Source organism: Rhizobium sp. SRDI943, assembly GCF_057653695.1.
On the sequence record NZ_CM172787.1, the window covers coordinates 1,634,972 to 1,649,150 of the forward strand.

20 protein-coding genes and 1 pseudogene are annotated in these 14,179 nt (G+C 57.2%); 5 read left to right on the forward strand and 16 right to left on the reverse strand.

Annotation, left to right across the window (positions count from 1 at the left end; translation table 11 throughout):
- Positions 1 to 121 precede the first annotated feature (121 nt).
- The 15 genes and pseudogenes from AC245Y_RS08280 to AC245Y_RS08350 all read right to left on the reverse strand — a co-directional run bounded on the left by AC245Y_RS08280 (position 122) and on the right by AC245Y_RS08350 (position 10,197).
- A complete protein-coding gene (locus AC245Y_RS08280) occupies positions 122 to 1,891 on the reverse strand; it encodes a B12-binding domain-containing radical SAM protein (RefSeq protein ID WP_012757256.1) in 1,770 nt (589 codons plus the stop codon).
- Positions 1,892 to 2,052: 161 nt separating this feature from the next.
- Entirely contained in the window at positions 2,053 to 2,862 is an 810-nt protein-coding gene (locus AC245Y_RS08285) for an endonuclease/exonuclease/phosphatase family protein (RefSeq protein WP_017993779.1), read from the reverse strand.
- A gap of 57 nt (positions 2,863 to 2,919) precedes the next feature.
- On the reverse strand, positions 2,920 to 4,326 hold the full coding sequence (sthA, locus tag AC245Y_RS08290; protein ID WP_026157329.1) for a Si-specific NAD(P)(+) transhydrogenase: 1,407 nt from the start codon (positions 4,324 to 4,326) through the stop codon (positions 2,920 to 2,922).
- Between the two features lie 218 nt (positions 4,327 to 4,544).
- The gene (locus tag AC245Y_RS08295; protein WP_017993781.1) at positions 4,545 to 5,732 is read right to left on the reverse strand and encodes an alpha-hydroxy acid oxidase; all 1,188 of its coding nucleotides are present in this window, start codon (positions 5,730 to 5,732) and stop codon (positions 4,545 to 4,547) included.
- Positions 5,733 to 5,933: 201 nt separating this feature from the next.
- A pseudogene (locus AC245Y_RS08300) lies at positions 5,934 to 6,098 on the reverse strand (JAB domain-containing protein); the annotation flags it as partial.
- 144 nt (positions 6,099 to 6,242) lie between these two features.
- Positions 6,243 to 6,632: a Rap1a/Tai family immunity protein gene (locus tag AC245Y_RS08305; protein ID WP_017993783.1), complete on the reverse strand. Its 390-nt coding sequence runs from the start codon at positions 6,630 to 6,632 to the stop codon at positions 6,243 to 6,245.
- 66 nt (positions 6,633 to 6,698) lie between these two features.
- Positions 6,699 to 6,929: a hypothetical protein gene (locus AC245Y_RS08310; RefSeq protein ID WP_017993784.1), complete on the reverse strand. Its 231-nt coding sequence runs from the start codon at positions 6,927 to 6,929 to the stop codon at positions 6,699 to 6,701.
- 3 nt (positions 6,930 to 6,932) lie between these two features.
- A complete protein-coding gene (locus AC245Y_RS08315) occupies positions 6,933 to 7,238 on the reverse strand; it encodes a hypothetical protein (RefSeq protein ID WP_017993785.1) in 306 nt (101 codons plus the stop codon).
- The gene (locus AC245Y_RS08320) at positions 7,225 to 7,404 is read right to left on the reverse strand and encodes a hypothetical protein (protein ID WP_172643734.1); all 180 of its coding nucleotides are present in this window, start codon (positions 7,402 to 7,404) and stop codon (positions 7,225 to 7,227) included. Before AC245Y_RS08320 ends, AC245Y_RS08315 begins: the two co-directional genes overlap by 14 nt.
- The gene (locus AC245Y_RS08325; protein WP_017993786.1) at positions 7,405 to 7,677 is read right to left on the reverse strand and encodes a hypothetical protein; all 273 of its coding nucleotides are present in this window, start codon (positions 7,675 to 7,677) and stop codon (positions 7,405 to 7,407) included.
- An 80-nt stretch (positions 7,678 to 7,757) separates the two neighbouring features.
- Complete coding sequence (locus tag AC245Y_RS08330) at positions 7,758 to 7,994, reverse strand: hypothetical protein (protein ID WP_017993787.1); 237 nt, start codon at positions 7,992 to 7,994, stop codon at positions 7,758 to 7,760.
- Positions 7,994 to 8,221, reverse strand: a complete 228-nt coding sequence (locus AC245Y_RS08335) for a hypothetical protein (protein WP_017993788.1) — start codon at positions 8,219 to 8,221, stop codon at positions 7,994 to 7,996. Before AC245Y_RS08335 ends, AC245Y_RS08330 begins: the two co-directional genes overlap by 1 nt.
- A 203-nt stretch (positions 8,222 to 8,424) precedes the next feature.
- A complete protein-coding gene (locus AC245Y_RS08340; RefSeq protein ID WP_050563522.1) occupies positions 8,425 to 9,393 on the reverse strand; it encodes a DUF4062 domain-containing protein in 969 nt (322 codons plus the stop codon).
- Between the two features lie 101 nt (positions 9,394 to 9,494).
- Positions 9,495 to 9,779 (reverse strand): hypothetical protein, encoded by a 285-nt coding sequence (locus tag AC245Y_RS08345; protein WP_017993790.1) that lies wholly within the window; start codon positions 9,777 to 9,779, stop codon positions 9,495 to 9,497.
- 244 nt (positions 9,780 to 10,023) lie between these two features.
- Positions 10,024 to 10,197 (reverse strand): hypothetical protein, encoded by a 174-nt coding sequence (locus AC245Y_RS08350; protein WP_172643735.1) that lies wholly within the window; start codon positions 10,195 to 10,197, stop codon positions 10,024 to 10,026.
- A 162-nt stretch (positions 10,198 to 10,359) separates the two neighbouring features.
- Here AC245Y_RS08350 and AC245Y_RS08355 point away from each other — a divergent pair, with 162 nt between their 5' ends.
- On the forward strand, positions 10,360 to 10,578 hold the full coding sequence (locus AC245Y_RS08355) for a hypothetical protein (protein ID WP_017993792.1): 219 nt from the start codon (positions 10,360 to 10,362) through the stop codon (positions 10,576 to 10,578).
- Here AC245Y_RS08355 and AC245Y_RS08360 read toward each other — a convergent pair.
- Positions 10,568 to 11,203: a hypothetical protein gene (locus AC245Y_RS08360; protein ID WP_487762863.1), complete on the reverse strand. Its 636-nt coding sequence runs from the start codon at positions 11,201 to 11,203 to the stop codon at positions 10,568 to 10,570. The two genes, AC245Y_RS08355 and AC245Y_RS08360, sit on opposite strands and share 11 nt — an antisense overlap.
- Before the next feature lie 151 nt (positions 11,204 to 11,354).
- Between AC245Y_RS08360 and AC245Y_RS08365 the strand changes: the two genes are divergently transcribed.
- The 4 genes from AC245Y_RS08365 (at position 11,355) to AC245Y_RS08380 (ending at position 14,178) form a co-directional block, all read left to right on the forward strand.
- Complete coding sequence (locus tag AC245Y_RS08365; protein WP_017993794.1) at positions 11,355 to 12,014, forward strand: ASCH domain-containing protein; 660 nt, start codon at positions 11,355 to 11,357, stop codon at positions 12,012 to 12,014.
- The gene (locus tag AC245Y_RS08370) at positions 12,014 to 12,835 is read left to right on the forward strand and encodes a helix-turn-helix domain-containing protein (protein WP_245274010.1); all 822 of its coding nucleotides are present in this window, start codon (positions 12,014 to 12,016) and stop codon (positions 12,833 to 12,835) included. The genes AC245Y_RS08365 and AC245Y_RS08370 overlap by 1 nt, the downstream gene beginning before the upstream one ends.
- Positions 12,795 to 13,133 (forward strand): hypothetical protein, encoded by a 339-nt coding sequence (locus tag AC245Y_RS08375; RefSeq protein ID WP_487762864.1) that lies wholly within the window; start codon positions 12,795 to 12,797, stop codon positions 13,131 to 13,133. Before AC245Y_RS08370 ends, AC245Y_RS08375 begins: the two co-directional genes overlap by 41 nt.
- Positions 13,134 to 13,965: 832 nt before the next feature.
- Positions 13,966 to 14,178: a hypothetical protein gene (locus AC245Y_RS08380; RefSeq protein WP_017993799.1), complete on the forward strand. Its 213-nt coding sequence runs from the start codon at positions 13,966 to 13,968 to the stop codon at positions 14,176 to 14,178.
- Position 14,179: the final 1 nt, after the last annotated feature.

The window sequence follows — 14,179 nt, forward strand, 5'->3', positions numbered from 1 at the left end:
TCGCGCAAAACTGCGCAGCGGTTTTGCGCAGAACGAAAGTCGGAGCCTCCAAGCTTCGACTTTGAAGTCATCCATGATTTCCGGGCGACAGGGCGTCAGCCGCCGTTGCAAGAATTGCCGCTCAATGCGCTGTCAGCTGTGCGACTTTCCTGACATGGCTCACGGCTGCGGCGCCGCCGGCGGTCTGTGTGAAGAGGTGGAGCGTTTCCTCTTCGTCGTCGGCGACCGGCGTCAGAGCCTGATCCATGTAGGTCTTCGACTTTGCATTCCTTGAAATCAGGAATGCCGAAATCGTCAGGCCAATGATCGTGCCGGCGAGCGAAACATGTTTGCGGAAGGTTTCCCAGGCAAAGCGCGGCCAGAAGACCAGCGGATTCTCGCGCGGCAGGTCCGGGCGCCGCTCCGACGGCGTCTTCAGGCGCAGCAGGCCGCTTTGCAGCGGGTGCACGTTTTCCAGCGGCACGGTGGTGGCGAAGGAGACGAGAACCTTGACGAGCCTTGCGAGTGGCACGCCGGTTGCCACGGCGCGGCGTAGCAGCGTCTTCATATGATCAGGCGAATAATAGAGCGCCCAGGCCTCGTGGTAGATGTCTTCCCATTCCTGCTTGCTCATCTTCGGATGCGCGGTGCAGACGTGCTCGACATCGTAGATGTTGAGATCGGCATCCATGTCGACGCCCTTCTTCCACAGGACCTGATGGTCCTCGGAGCCGGGCAGCGGCGTCAGGATGAAGAATTCGATGACGTCGAGCGGCAGCTCTTCCTGGATGATCGCGATGTCGCGGCGGATCGATTCCGGCGTGTCGGCGGGAAAGCCCAGGATATAACCGGCCAGCGTCATGATGCCCTGCGCCTTCCAGGCGAGCAGCATCTTGCGGTATTCGGTGATCTTGTTCTGGTTCTTCTTGGCGGCGGTCAGATTGTCGGGATTGACGTTTTCGAGGCCGATGAAGACTCGGGTGACGCCGGCGCGCCGGGATTTCTCGATGAAATTAGGGATCTTGTGGCAGAGCGTGTCGACCTGGATCATCAGGCCGAGCGGAATGCCGTCCCGCTCCTTGAGCTCGATCAACCGGTCGAAGATCGCTTCCCAATCCTTGTTGCGGGCGAAATTGTCGTCGGTGATGAAGAATTTGTGGATGCCCTGCGCCCAGTTCATCCGCACCAGCTTTTCGACGTCGTCGGCCGAACGGAAGCGCGACTTGCGTCCCTGCACGTTGATGATGGTGCAGAACGAGCACTGATAGGGACAGCCACGTCCGGCATCGAAGCTGGTGCTGAGCCCGAGCGTGCGCTGGATATTGTCCTTCGGCAGGAAAGGAACCGGCGTGCCGCCGATGCCGGGAAGGTCGTTCATGAAATTATAGAGCGGCTTCAGCTCGCCGGCGGCGGCATCGCGCAGCACCATGTCGAGCCGGCCCTCGGCCTCGCCGGCAAACATCGAGATGCCCATATCGCGGCAGGCGTCGAGCCCGACCGCCTTGCCATCCAGCATCGACAGGCAGCCGGAAACATGAAAGCCGCCGATCGTAACCGGCAGGCCGGCATCGCGGAAGGGGCGGGCGATATCGAGGGCGCGCGGATATTGGTTGGTCTGGACGCCGACGAGCGAAATCATGCCGAAATTGTCGTGACGCTTGAACTGCGCCAGCAGTCCGGCGACATCGATCCGCGTATTGGTCTCGTCGATCACGGTGATATCGATCGCCGTATCGTCGCCGAGCACCTTGCGCTCGGCGCATTCGGCGGCAATGCCGTAAAGAGCCGCCAGTGAATTGGACGGAATCATCGCCCGCCACCAGCGGATGACGTAGCCGTCATCGTCATAGTGCGACGGCTTGATCAGGATCAGCTGAAAACGTCTGCGCGCAACTTCCAAGATATGGGACAAGAGTATCTATCTTTCTTTAGAAGCTTTTGCCCGAAGGCAAAATGGCGTTGAAGGCATCTATCAGGCACCACACATCAATGCGATTTAGGGAGGTCAAACTAAGGCATAAAAAAACGGCACGGCGTGCAAACGCTTCGCGAAGTGTATCATTCCTCAATATACTACCCAATATCGAGCAGCAATGCGCGATGGTCGGAGACTTCGGGCGCCTCGACCACCTCGAATTTGGCAACCTTCACCCCCGGCGTCGCCAGCATGTAGTCGGCAAAGCGGCCCTGCTTCAGATAGTAGGAGGTTCGCGTGTCTACAAGGCCGCTTCCGGTGACAAGGTCGGAAAGCCCAAGTCTGGCGAGAATCGCAAAGGTCGCGCTATCAGGCAGCACGTTGAAATCGCCGCAGACGACGAGCCCTTCGTCGCCGGGCCAGACGCCCTCGATGAGCCTCACCAGTGCTGCTGCCTGCTCGTCGCGCGCCGCCGTGTCGCCCTTGCCTGCGGGATCGCGCAGGCCATGCATGTGGGCGATGGTTACGGTAGAAGCGCACTCATGGCTGAAGAGACGGATGCAATGGGCGTTTCGCGGCCGCGGATGTTCGCCCCAGCCATCCGCCGAAAAACGGCCATGCACGAAGTCCAGCCCTTGAGCGATGACGGAATGCGTTTTGCGCACGAAGGTCGCGAGCCCGAATTCGGCGACAATGGCGCTATCGCCATTGAAAAGCTCGCCTCTCGAGGTCGGGCAGAAAAAGCCGTCGTGGCCGGGCAGGGCGGTGCTGATCTCGGTAAAGAGATTGAAGCGCTGCGGCAATTCGACATCGCCGTCCCGATAGACCGACCAGCCTGAGCGGGTGCCGGGTGCGCGCAAAACTTCCTGTAGGCACAGCACGTCGGGATCGGCCGTCGTCACATATTCAATCAGTGCCTCATGAAGCCTGCCGCCCCATGCGTTCAGCGAGATGATGCGCAATGTCATTCCGCTCCGTTTGGCGGCAGGACTTAGAAGGCCGATCCCTCGACGACGCGACGGACTTTAGAGTTCCGACTTGATGTCGCCCATCCGGTTCCAGGCATCGAGCCCGGCGATCTTGTAGGCTTCGGCGAGCGTCGGATAGTTGAAGGTGTTCTCGACGAAATATTCGACCGTGCCTTTGAGGTTGAGCACCGCCTGGCCGATATGCACCAGCTCGGTGGCGCCTTCGCCGACGATATGCACGCCGAGCAGGCGGCGGGTCTTCAGCGAGAAGATCAGCTTCAGAAGCCCGGTGTCGAGGCCCATGATATGACCGCGCGACGTTTCGCGGAAGCGGGCAATGCCGCATTCATAGGGAATACCGCGCTCCTTCATCTCTTCTTCGGTCAGGCCGCAGGTCGAAATCTCCGGCACGGCATAAATGCCATAGGGGAAATATTTCGGCGGCTCCTTGGCGACCGCGCCGACCGCGACGCGGGCGGCGATGCGGCCCTGTTCCATCGAGGTCGAGGCAAGGCTCGGAAAGCCGACGACGTCGCCGGCGGCATAGATGTTGGCAACCGATGTCTGGAAGGTTTCCGGATTGACCTTGAGACGGCCGCGGCTGTCGGCTTCGAGGCCGATGGCCTGAAGATTCAGCGCATCAGTCGCCCCCATGCGGCCGGCGGCGAAAAGCACCATGTCGGTCGTCAGGCGTCGGCCGCTGTCGAGCGTCAGTTCGACCTTGCCGTTTTCGAGCCTCTCCACCTTGTCGGCCTTCTGGCCGAGCAGCAGCTTCATGTTGCGGTCGCGCAGCTGGTAGGTAAAATCCTCGATGATTTCCTTGTCGATGAAGTCGAGCATTGTCGCCTTCGGGTCGATAACGGTGACGGCGGTGTCGAGCGCGCTGAAGATCGTCGCATATTCGATGCCGATGACGCCGGCGCCGATAACCACCATCGATCGCGGCAGGTCCTGGATGTCGAGCAGTTCGTCGCTGTCGAGAACGGTCTTGCCGTCGAAGGGCATGTAATCGGGACGGAACGGTTTTGTGCCGACGGCAAGCAGCACGCTGGCGGCGGTGACCTGCGTGGTCTCGCCGTCATCCTTGATCACCTGCAGCGTCGACGCATCGATGAAGCTTGCCTTGCCGCGAATATGCTGCACGCGGTTTCGGGCGAACTGGTGTTCCAGCACCTCGACCTCGTGGTTGAGCGTAATCAGCAGGCGACGCCGCAGGTCATCTGCACTGATCTCTTCCTTGACGCGGTAAGACCGGCCGTAGAAGCCGCGTTCGCGCCAGCCGGAAAGATTAAGCGCAGTCTCGCGCAGCGTTTTGGAAGGGATGGTGCCGGTATGCACGGATACGCCGCCGACGCGTTTGCCCTGCTCGATGACAAGCACTTTCTTGCCGAGTTTTGACGCCTGGATCGCGCCGCGGCGCCCTGCGGGGCCGCTGCCCACCACAACGAGATCGTACTGAAGCATCATCAAGCCCCGGATTGGAAAGGAATCATATTGCGACGCAAAATGTCGCCCGTCCATCGTTAGCCGGTCAATGTTACAGATTGTTTTACGGCCACCTGATTGGTCCTGACGGGTGCTTTTTCGGGCAAGTGAGCCCTTCGAGAAACAGCTTACGCCATGGGTCCTAGCCGACGAACACCGGCAGGGGCGCTTGCCATGCTCGATGGCTCGACGGCTTTTCATGCATGGGTGATGTAGTCCGCGGAAATATCGCCCACCTTGGTGACGCCGAGCAACGCCATATTGCTATGCAGTTCCGTCTTCAGGATATCGGCCGCCTTGAGCACACCCGGTAGGCCCGCGACGGCTGCGGCATAAAGGAACGGCCTGCCCACGAACACGAAACAGGCCCCGAGTGCGAGGGCCTTCATGATGTCCGTTCCACGCCTGAAACCGCCATCGACCATGACGGCAACGCTGTCGCCGACACGGGACGCAATCTCCGGAAGGACCTGAAGGGGAGATGCGGTGCCGTCGAGCTGGCGGCCGCCATGATTGGAGACGATCACGCCATCCGCTCCGGTGTCGACAGCCAGGGCCGCGTCGTCAGGATGCATGATCCCCTTGACCACGAGTTTGCCGGACCACCTGTTGCGTATCCGCTCCAGATGGTTCCAGTTGAGATGGTCGCGCCTGCCGAAATCGCGCGTCACATTCGAAGAGATGATCGGCGCGCCTCTTGTGGCGTAGGAATTTTCAAAATGCGGAATGCCGTGCCGGACGATCGTGCGCAGGAATGTGCCGGTGGTCCAGCGCGGGTGCGAGATGCCCTGCCACGCCAGGCGGAGACCGGGACGCAGAGGTGTCGAAAATCCGGCCCTTACATTGTTTTCACGGTTTGGCAGCGTGGCTGTGTCCACGGTCAGCAGAAGCGTGCGCAAGCCGGCCGCGCCGACGCGATCGATCAAAGCATCGATACGGTCGGGTTCGCCGGGGAGATAGGCCTGAAACCATGCTTGCGGCGAAACTGCAGCTATCTCTTCCAAGGGGATAAGTGATGAACCGCTTATGATCATCGGGATTCCCGATTGATCCGCTCCTTGCGCAAGCACGATGTCACCTCGATAGGCCATCAGCGCGCTGATACCCATCGGCGCGATGCCGAATGGCGCGGCATGGGTCTTGCCGAAGAGGCTCGTCTCGGTGCTGCGTTTCGAGACGTCCCGAAGGACACGAGGCCGGAAGGCATAGGCCTGGAAAGCTTCTGCGTTATGCCGCAGCGACGCATTGGTCTCGGTCGCGCCTGCGATATAACCAAACAGAGGCTTTGGCAGATGTCGCCGCGCCTTTATTTCAAAGTCATCGAGGCAGAGCACGTCGCGGCAGAGCCGGGTCGTTCGGTCGGTGTTGCCGCTGCGAATCGTCATGGAGCTTCATCTTCTCGGGTATTTCGGGCGGGCATTGTCCAGTGAGTAGCGGTGCAGGACTGCATACAATCCCGCACCACCGACTGCTGTCAACTCCAGCATTCAGCAGTCTTCTCGCCTCAGGCTTCTCGCGGGGATGGACCAGGGCAGGTCGACGAGCCGGGGCTCTGCATCTCGTCGGCGAGCAGCCGCAATGTTTGTTCAGATTAGCTTCAGCCCCTTCAGGCTGACATGGCCGTCCTTGCCGATGATGACGTGGTCGTGGACGGTGATATCGAGCGCCTTGGCGGCATCGATGATCACCTTCGTCATGTCGATGTCGGCGCGGGATGGCGTGGGATCGCCGGAGGGGTGGTTGTGGACGAGGCAACCGGAACATTCCGAGAATGCTTGATTAGCAGGGCGGAACGGGGCGGGAGAGGGTGGAACAAAGCGGAACATTTCATAGCGATTTCGTCGTTTACGCGCCAATTACTCGCCAGCGATTTCGGTTCTTGAGCGCAAGCTGCTTTAGTTGGGTACGCAGGGCCAAGCCGTGCTATAGGCGGCTCTGAAGTGACCGACCATCGCTAGTTGCCGGTCCTCCGGATGACTTTCGAGATATTTGCAAATCACGTCGACCATCTGGCCAAGGGTAACCTTCGGCGGAATGCAAATGTTGGCTTTGATCTCTCCGGCGTAGAATTTGATATGCTTGCGGGTGTCTGCGTCCGGTGACGTTATCTCAGCCAGGTTCGCCAGATCAGCATCATTCGCGTGGCTATCCCACCAGCCGCCGACATAGGCAGTGGCAAGGCTTCTGCCGCCCGTACAGTATTCGTACAGGTCATTTCCGTTGAAAAGATCAGCTTGAGCTGATGACGCGGCCAAAAGCAAGGCAACAGCTAGAATCGCGCGCATGAAAATCCCCCGTGAATTGCGGGGGATGGTATCCGAGCGGCAGAGGGAATCAACTGGCGGGCGGCCCTAGATAGAGCGCTCCATTGCAGACTTGAGTTCTTTCCGGAGTTGAGTCTTTCGCTCGATGAGAAATGCCCCAGAAACAGCCCAGACTTCCCCTGAAAACCGGTAGCCGATGAGAACGAGATTCCGGCTTTTGACGGCATAGTAATATTGCCCATTGTAGCCGAACACCCCGTCTTTCTTGGCGGCTGCCATCTGTCGCATCTTGTCTACAGCGGCTTGAGGGACGCCCATGTCCTAGCCCTCCTGCTTCTGTTGGGCGAGGGCGGCTCGAAGTGTCTGAATCGCGCGTAATTCAATAGGGATTAAATCGGTGGACAGTTCGGCCGTGCAGAGGTCATCGAGAGCTGATTGGACGGCGGCACGTAGCCGCTTTACCTCTGCTGCAATATTCTCTTCTAAGGGACGTGCTTCGCGCATATCTCGGACAAAGCACTTAACGTCGAAGCGGGACTGGACCGGTCGTCCGGTCGCATCACAAATCGCAATCGTCTTTTCCGTGCGGTGCAACGAGTACTCGCAAGGCAGTTCAAATTTTTCCACGTTCCATACTTCTCATTCGTTCGTGTTTAGCGCGCTCCACATCTGCGCGGGTAATCGGGGGTGATTCGTTGGCCTTGAGGCCCGCCGCCAGCAGTTCCCAAACGGTCGGCGGCTTCGGAGGCTCCGGCACCAACTCAATCAAAAAACTGAGCTGGGCCGGTTCCATTTAGGCAACCGTGATTTTGGGGTTCACAATGATGATGTCGTCGTCCTCGCCTTCACAGCGAACGTCGATGCTGACGCTCTGGCCGGTGAGGCGGGCGAGGCGGAAAGCAACGCCACGTGCTTCGCTCTCGCATTCCATGGGAACATCAACGCCGTCTGCAAAAGCTTCGTCGCCTTTGAACTGGTTCGGGTCGATGTAGTAGGTGGGGGTAGGCATGCAGGGTGCGGTGAAGCGCATTTCGCAGGCTAGTTCAAATTCTCTTTCGGCATCCATGTCCTCGCTTTCTCTTGGTTATGAGGAATAGTGCCACGTATATTGTAGGTTGTAAACATAATTATATAGTAATTTAAAGTTTAGTGGTCGACTCCATAGAGCGCGACTTCGCACATCTGGTACCGGCTTATCATGGCATAGATGGAGACGATCTGATGGGGTGTCGGCGTGGGCAGGGGCTTAGCGTCCTCAAGCACGACCCTCAGGTGGGCACCTGTCAGCGCACGGGGGTTGAGGACGGCAACCGTGCCGTTCTTGTTCAGCAGGACGTCAAAGAAGCGCGGGGCATAGGTTTGTTTGTAGATTTCCAGCAGCATCAGCGGGAGAACCCGTTGAAGATGACCGTGCATTTCTTGTACCGGTAAATCAGCCGGAAGAGGGTCGTTACCTGCATTCTGGACGGCCGTGCAGGCGTGTCGACGAGAATAATAAGCCTTCCCTTGGCGCGGCCACCTCCTCGCCACGTGGACTCCCCGTTTGGCCCGATGAGAACGTCATATTCTGGCGGCGCGGTCTCTCCGCTCTTGTGGATATGCAGGTTCATCCTGTCCCCCGGATTTGGCGTGAATCCTCAGGGTAGGCGAAATGCTCGTCCGGCGAATCCCCCTTTACCGGACTCTTTTTGGCACAATCTCAAGTAGGACGGCGAGACGGGTGGCTCGGCTAATGTGTAGCACACAGGGCTCTGTCACTGGCACCCGTGAGGGTGGAAGGGGTGGGCGCGAAGCGCGGGTGCCGATAAACAGGTCAACGAATCATTTGATCGATAAGGTATTTGTTGGCGTACATCGCGAAATCTTTGCCATAGGTCGTCAGATGAAAGGTGGTATTGATGCCGTTTTTCTTCGGCGTCTGCGTGAATTCCACCAAATTGTGAGAAGAGAACTCGGCAAGCAGTTTGGCGACATCTTCCATGTCGGTGCCCTCGATCTTATCAAAATGCAGCCTTAGGGTCTGGATAAGCTCATACGGTGCGCAACCAATCGCTAGCCGTTTATGGCAAGCAAGAAACATGTCGAGCACCGAGGCAAGCTCGTCTTCAATGTGGTATCCATCGAAATACTCGTTGATGAACGACATGCTCATCTCCTGAATCCGATACACCACATCGGGAGGAACGGTGATGCTGGTATTCCCAGACAGAGCGGAAAGCTTCTCCTGCAGTAGGCGCTTTTCCTCCGACAATCTGGAAATTTCCTCCATAACCTGCATGGATGGAACGGTGCTGGCCTTAACCCATCCGTTACGAGGCTTATCCCGAAACAGCTCATGAAGCGCGAGGGCGACTTTGCCACTGAGGTCGTCCGGGTTCGTCCAAAACTTGCTTAGTTTTTCTTTGGCCAGATTTCGAAACGCCTCAACCTGCATGCGCAAATCTACGTCTACCCGGTCAACAGGCAGTGTGCGCCGGACATGGTCAGCCAAAAGGAAGGCAACGACAGGTATGCCTTTGGCGGTCGCGTATTCGTATTCCATTTGCGTATAGCTTTTGCCGTCGAGCATGGAGCCATAGCGTTCGGCGATAATGACCACGTAATAGTCGCTCTCGTCGATCCGACGCGTTATGTATTCCCATTGCGTGCTATCGCTGGCTTGAAAAGCCTCCATCCCGATGGGGATATGGCCCATATTCATGATCATCTCGATGACCTTCCGCCGTTCCTCCTGAAGGTCGGTGAAAGTCGAGCTGACAAAGATTTGATATTTTACTTCCATAAGGGCCTCGCACGCGTGATTGCGAATCATACTACCGCAGAGTTGCCGTTGCTGGTTGGCGACGGGTTATCCCCAATAGAAAACGCCCCATTGCTGGGGCGTCAGTTCAGGTCATACAGTAGCACTCGGCATATCGGGCCGTGGGCGGTGGCAATCTCCTGATAGAGGTGGCACTCGTCGACAGAGTTCATCTTCATAAGGAACTCGATCGCGCCTTTCTGGTCAGTCGTCAGCCATCGCGGCCCATTCTCCAGCACTACCTGCATCATATCTTCCAGCTCAACCCTTGGCACCGGCGACATGCCGTAGAGATTGCCGTGCCGGTCGATGTAGGCGTCGAACAGCGGGGGATGGGCCTCATTGGACATGTAGAGTTCAATAAACATGATGATGCTCCATAAAAAAGGCCCCGCACATTCGCGTGCAGGGCCAGTCAACCGCCGATCGCCGGGAGGACGCGGGGCGGGATTGGTCGGGCATTTTTTACATGCGGCCCGTGCGCATGAGAGCCTTGCGACCTATTGCCGTCATGGCCCTTGGTCGGCGTGGTAGCGATAGGTTTTCAGGCATCTGGGAGAGCGGGACGGTTTACCTCAGCCCCGCAAGAGGAGATGAAGGATCACCTCGCTTTCAATTCACCACGTCAAAGGCTTTCCAGCCGATGCAGCGGCATTCTGCCGTTTCACATTTCTCGCAAGGACGCTTGAAGTCCTTGGCGCGGTTTGCCGTCATACGCGGCGGTAAGTCAGGTAATTCAAACTGCTCCTCGATATCCTCCCGAAGATGGCTTGGGTTAACGGTCATGATGTTGCTCCTGTTTGGATGCAGCTGAATCATGAGGCGGTTGTGGGAATCCGTCAAAGTATACTTCAGGGTGTAGGAAGGCGCGTCGGGGCATAGCGGCGCATAGGCTGCGCGAACCTCAAGAATCGGCCATGATGGTCGGACGCTGGGGGAGAAGTTATTATGCGATCCGTCTTGTTGGTGCTGTCGCTGGGCCTGAACGTCTGGATGGGGGTCGCATTAGCCAGGCTAGAGAACTACCACTACGCATCTCAGCTGGGGATGTGCGCCGAATACCTCGGACCTGACCTGAGCCAGCAAATCAAGCGCGACAACTGCCTGGACGGGAAGCAGACGCGTACGAGCGCCCTCTGGCATATTTTTTACGCCCTCACAAACTAACGGTGGGAGGATGCTTGGTTGCTGCCATCCGCAACCCGACCATTGCCTGCCTAAGCAGGACCGATCGTCTATAAAATCCCATCACATAGGCGCCTACAAGGGCCACAAGCGCGATTGTTCTCCATGAGGTGGCCACTTCGAAGGAGACGACTGACTCCATTGCACCGAGGTCTGTGTGTGTTTGATTCAGGCTGTCGTAAACTGACTTGAGGTCAGCTGATATGGCGGGGTCGTAGTCAAAGTGCCTACGAATGCCGGCCACTTTGGTACCGAAACCGTAAGCCGGGCGTAGTCGCTCAATTTCACGGCAATTTATGGAGACTTTGTCCTCGCAATATTTGGCTTCGAGTGTGCGAAGATTGTCCCAGTACAACCTCCAGTCAATCTGACGTTCGAGAAGTGCAGGCTGTTTCAAGCGCACACTGTCTGCATATTCGGTTATCGTGGTATATACGAAAAGCAGGATTGATGCTCCCGCCAGACCATATGAAATCAAGTCCAGGAGCGGGAGATAGTAGCGCAGGCGGCTTAGCAGCAAGGATATTGCAAATGAAAAGCCTGCGCAAACGGCGATAAGGAAAATAGTCGCTTCTGCTGTCTGATATCCGATGTCCAGCTGCATCAAGGGTTCTCTCCGAAACGGCGCGTGACGCAATTATTGGTTGCGTGATTCTTCGTCCTGCCACACTATGACATTAAGGGGTGCGGACCCAAGACCCGCATCCCGCGCTATTAATTTTGTCTTGGGAGCGAAAAACAAAGGAAAGTCTTGGGATGTGGAACGCCCTATTTTACTCAAAGCCCACGAGGTTCGTGGCATTTTAGAAAGCCGTCAGACGCAGCTCCGGCGTATCGTCAAGCGCCAGCCAGAAGACGGAAGAGAGATGAAGCCGCGCCGCAATCGCGCCGGGAGCGTCGTCTGGATGAGCTGGAAAGGAAAACCTGAAAAGGCTGATCCTGTGACAGGCATTTACGGTGCCGGTTGGGATCTGTGCAAATGCCCGTACGGCGAAAGAGGTGATCGCCTTTGGGGGCGTGAGACATGGACTGACAATCGGGGAAATTCATGCCCCATGTATCGTGCAGACCTGCCCTTGTTCATCCCCGCTGACCGAACTGAGTTCGGGGATGATGTTCAGATGAACCCAGAAGATTATAGGTGGACATCATCCGTGCATATGCCCCGTTGGGCCTCCCGCATCCTGCTGGAAATAGTCAGCGTGCGGGTGGAGCGGTTGCAGGATATCTCCCGCAAGGATGCAGCAGCCGAAGGCGTTTGTCTGCGTGATGAAGACAAGCCTTGGCCGAAGTGGTGCCGTCCTGACAAGTGGCCGGAGGAAAACTTCTTGCGCCTCTGGGACAGCATTCATGGGGAAATGAGCCATATGGCCAACCCGTGGGTCTGGGTGGTCGAATTCAAGCGGGTGGAGGCGTGATGAACAAGCTCCGCAAGCCCCCTAGCGGATTCACGATGGTGCCGAACGCGCTCATCCGCAGTTCCGCCATCAGCCTCAAGGCAAAAGGTCTCTATTGCCTGCTCTTCTCGAAGCCGGACAACTGGATTTACATGGAAGAGGCGCTAGTCAACGAAAGTGCCGATGGCAGAGAATCCTATCGATCTGGCATCAAGGAGTTGGTCGAATCTGGCTGGCTCACCAAAGTCCAGGTCCGTGACGACAAGGGCGTGTTCAGCCACATCGACTGGCATTTATCCGACGACGGTTCATCCGTCGCCGGGAAACCCGTCGCCGGAGAATCCCCTCCTAATAATACTGATCTAATCAAAACTGAGGGAAAAATACCCTCTGTATCTCCCAAGCCCAAAACGAAAGCCTCATCCCGTGCCCTCCCTGCAATCCGCCTTAGCCAGTTTCTCGAAAACACTGGAGGGCTCCCGCCCTGTGAATGGGGAGACTACCCGCGCGACGAACTCGGGTGGGATTCAAACCGCGTCACGACAGTCTGGCGGAGCTTCGAGCGATACTGGAACAGCCCTGATTGCCGAAAACCCCTCAAGCGAGACTGGTTTGGCACTTGGCAGAATTGGTGCGATCGAGAGGCCCAGAACGGCAGACGAGGCGGCGGCGCTGGCGGAACGGCTGGTGGGGGACTTGCTGCCGCCATCCATGGCTTTGTGGCTCGCGGCGAAAGAAACGGAACTCCGAACGGGGATGCAGCCTTTTCCTCGGGTGGCGGAGCCGGAGCGGACGCCGGAGATGATGGCCGCTGTTACGATGGCACTGACATCCCTTTCTGAGATTTTGGAGCCTTCGGCGAAGCGCCGGCCGGAACTGGCGGTCGAGATTGCCAAGCTGTTTGCGGCCTTCAACCTCTACACCGGTGATTCTGTCAAATCCGCCGCCCAGGTTGAGGTATGGGGCGAGCAACTGGGGGAGTTTCCGCTGTTCGCCATCCGGAAGGCTTATCGCTGGGCTGTGCGGTGCGAGGGAAAAATGCCTTCGATTGCGGCTTTCATCTTTGACGTGAAACTGGCTATGGGTAACAACATTGCGGTAAAGCGTGTCCTACTCACGGAATGGCGAAATAGCGCGTAAAGGAGTGGAAGTTGGGGAGAAAATTGTCGTACAGCCAGAAATGGCTATTCGCTGTGGTTGTTGCGAGTAGCGTGCTGGCACTACCGCTAGCGGCACTTATTGAATTGTTTAGCGACAAACCAGCCGCGATCATAATATGTTTGCTGCTTATGTGCATCGCGTTGTCTTCCATAATCGTCTGCGCTTACTGGTTTCGGGAACACAGCAGATTTGCGTATGGATTAATGGAATTCGTGATTGCGATCGCGGTCATTGTACTTACAATTTTTATGTACGTTGCAAACGCCCGTCCTCAAAGTGACGAGTATGCGATGCACCTTAAGGGGATTATTTCTAGCCAGTACTTAACGTTACAAATACTAGCGGGGCTGTATATTGGCGTGAGAGGCCTTGACAACATCGGACAGGCTCTTCGCCGTAGGGACGGCGGCTCGGAGTTCTGGGATTGGTTTTCGCTCGGATCCTATTGACGCGACTGAACAAAAGTAGAACATAGGTCGGATGTCTCGGCGCAAAGGTGAACTCACTCCCGCTGCCATCGATCGTGGATGGCCCTTTCAGATAGCTCTGCTTGCCGAGTTGTCGCTGGGCAAGATCGGGGCGGAGCAGGCTGAATTCTGCGAGAAGCAGAAGCTCATGCGCTGCGTGCGCGGGCATACCGTTTTCCATGAGGATCGACACTACAACGTCCACTGCTTCGCTACGCGGGCGGGTGCGGAAGCATTCCTGGAAAGGTTCGGTGGAGAATGGTTCGATCCGCGTGAACGAGGTAGGGGCGCCAATTGGAGCCAGTGGTACAAAGGGCGCAGCGGTGCAAAGGGTGAGGCGAGCAATGGACGATCAGGATGAAGAGTTGCAGAAGCTGTTCAACGACACTGCGGAAAAAGCATTTGAGACAGCGACAAGGATGGTCGCTCGCGCTGCAAGGCACCTAGCCGAGACACCAAGCGTCGATGGGATGACGGGGCGAGAGGCGCTATTGGCGTTCGCCGACACGATTGACGGTATCAACATGGACTTCTTCAAGAAAAAGTTTGTCGAGTGAG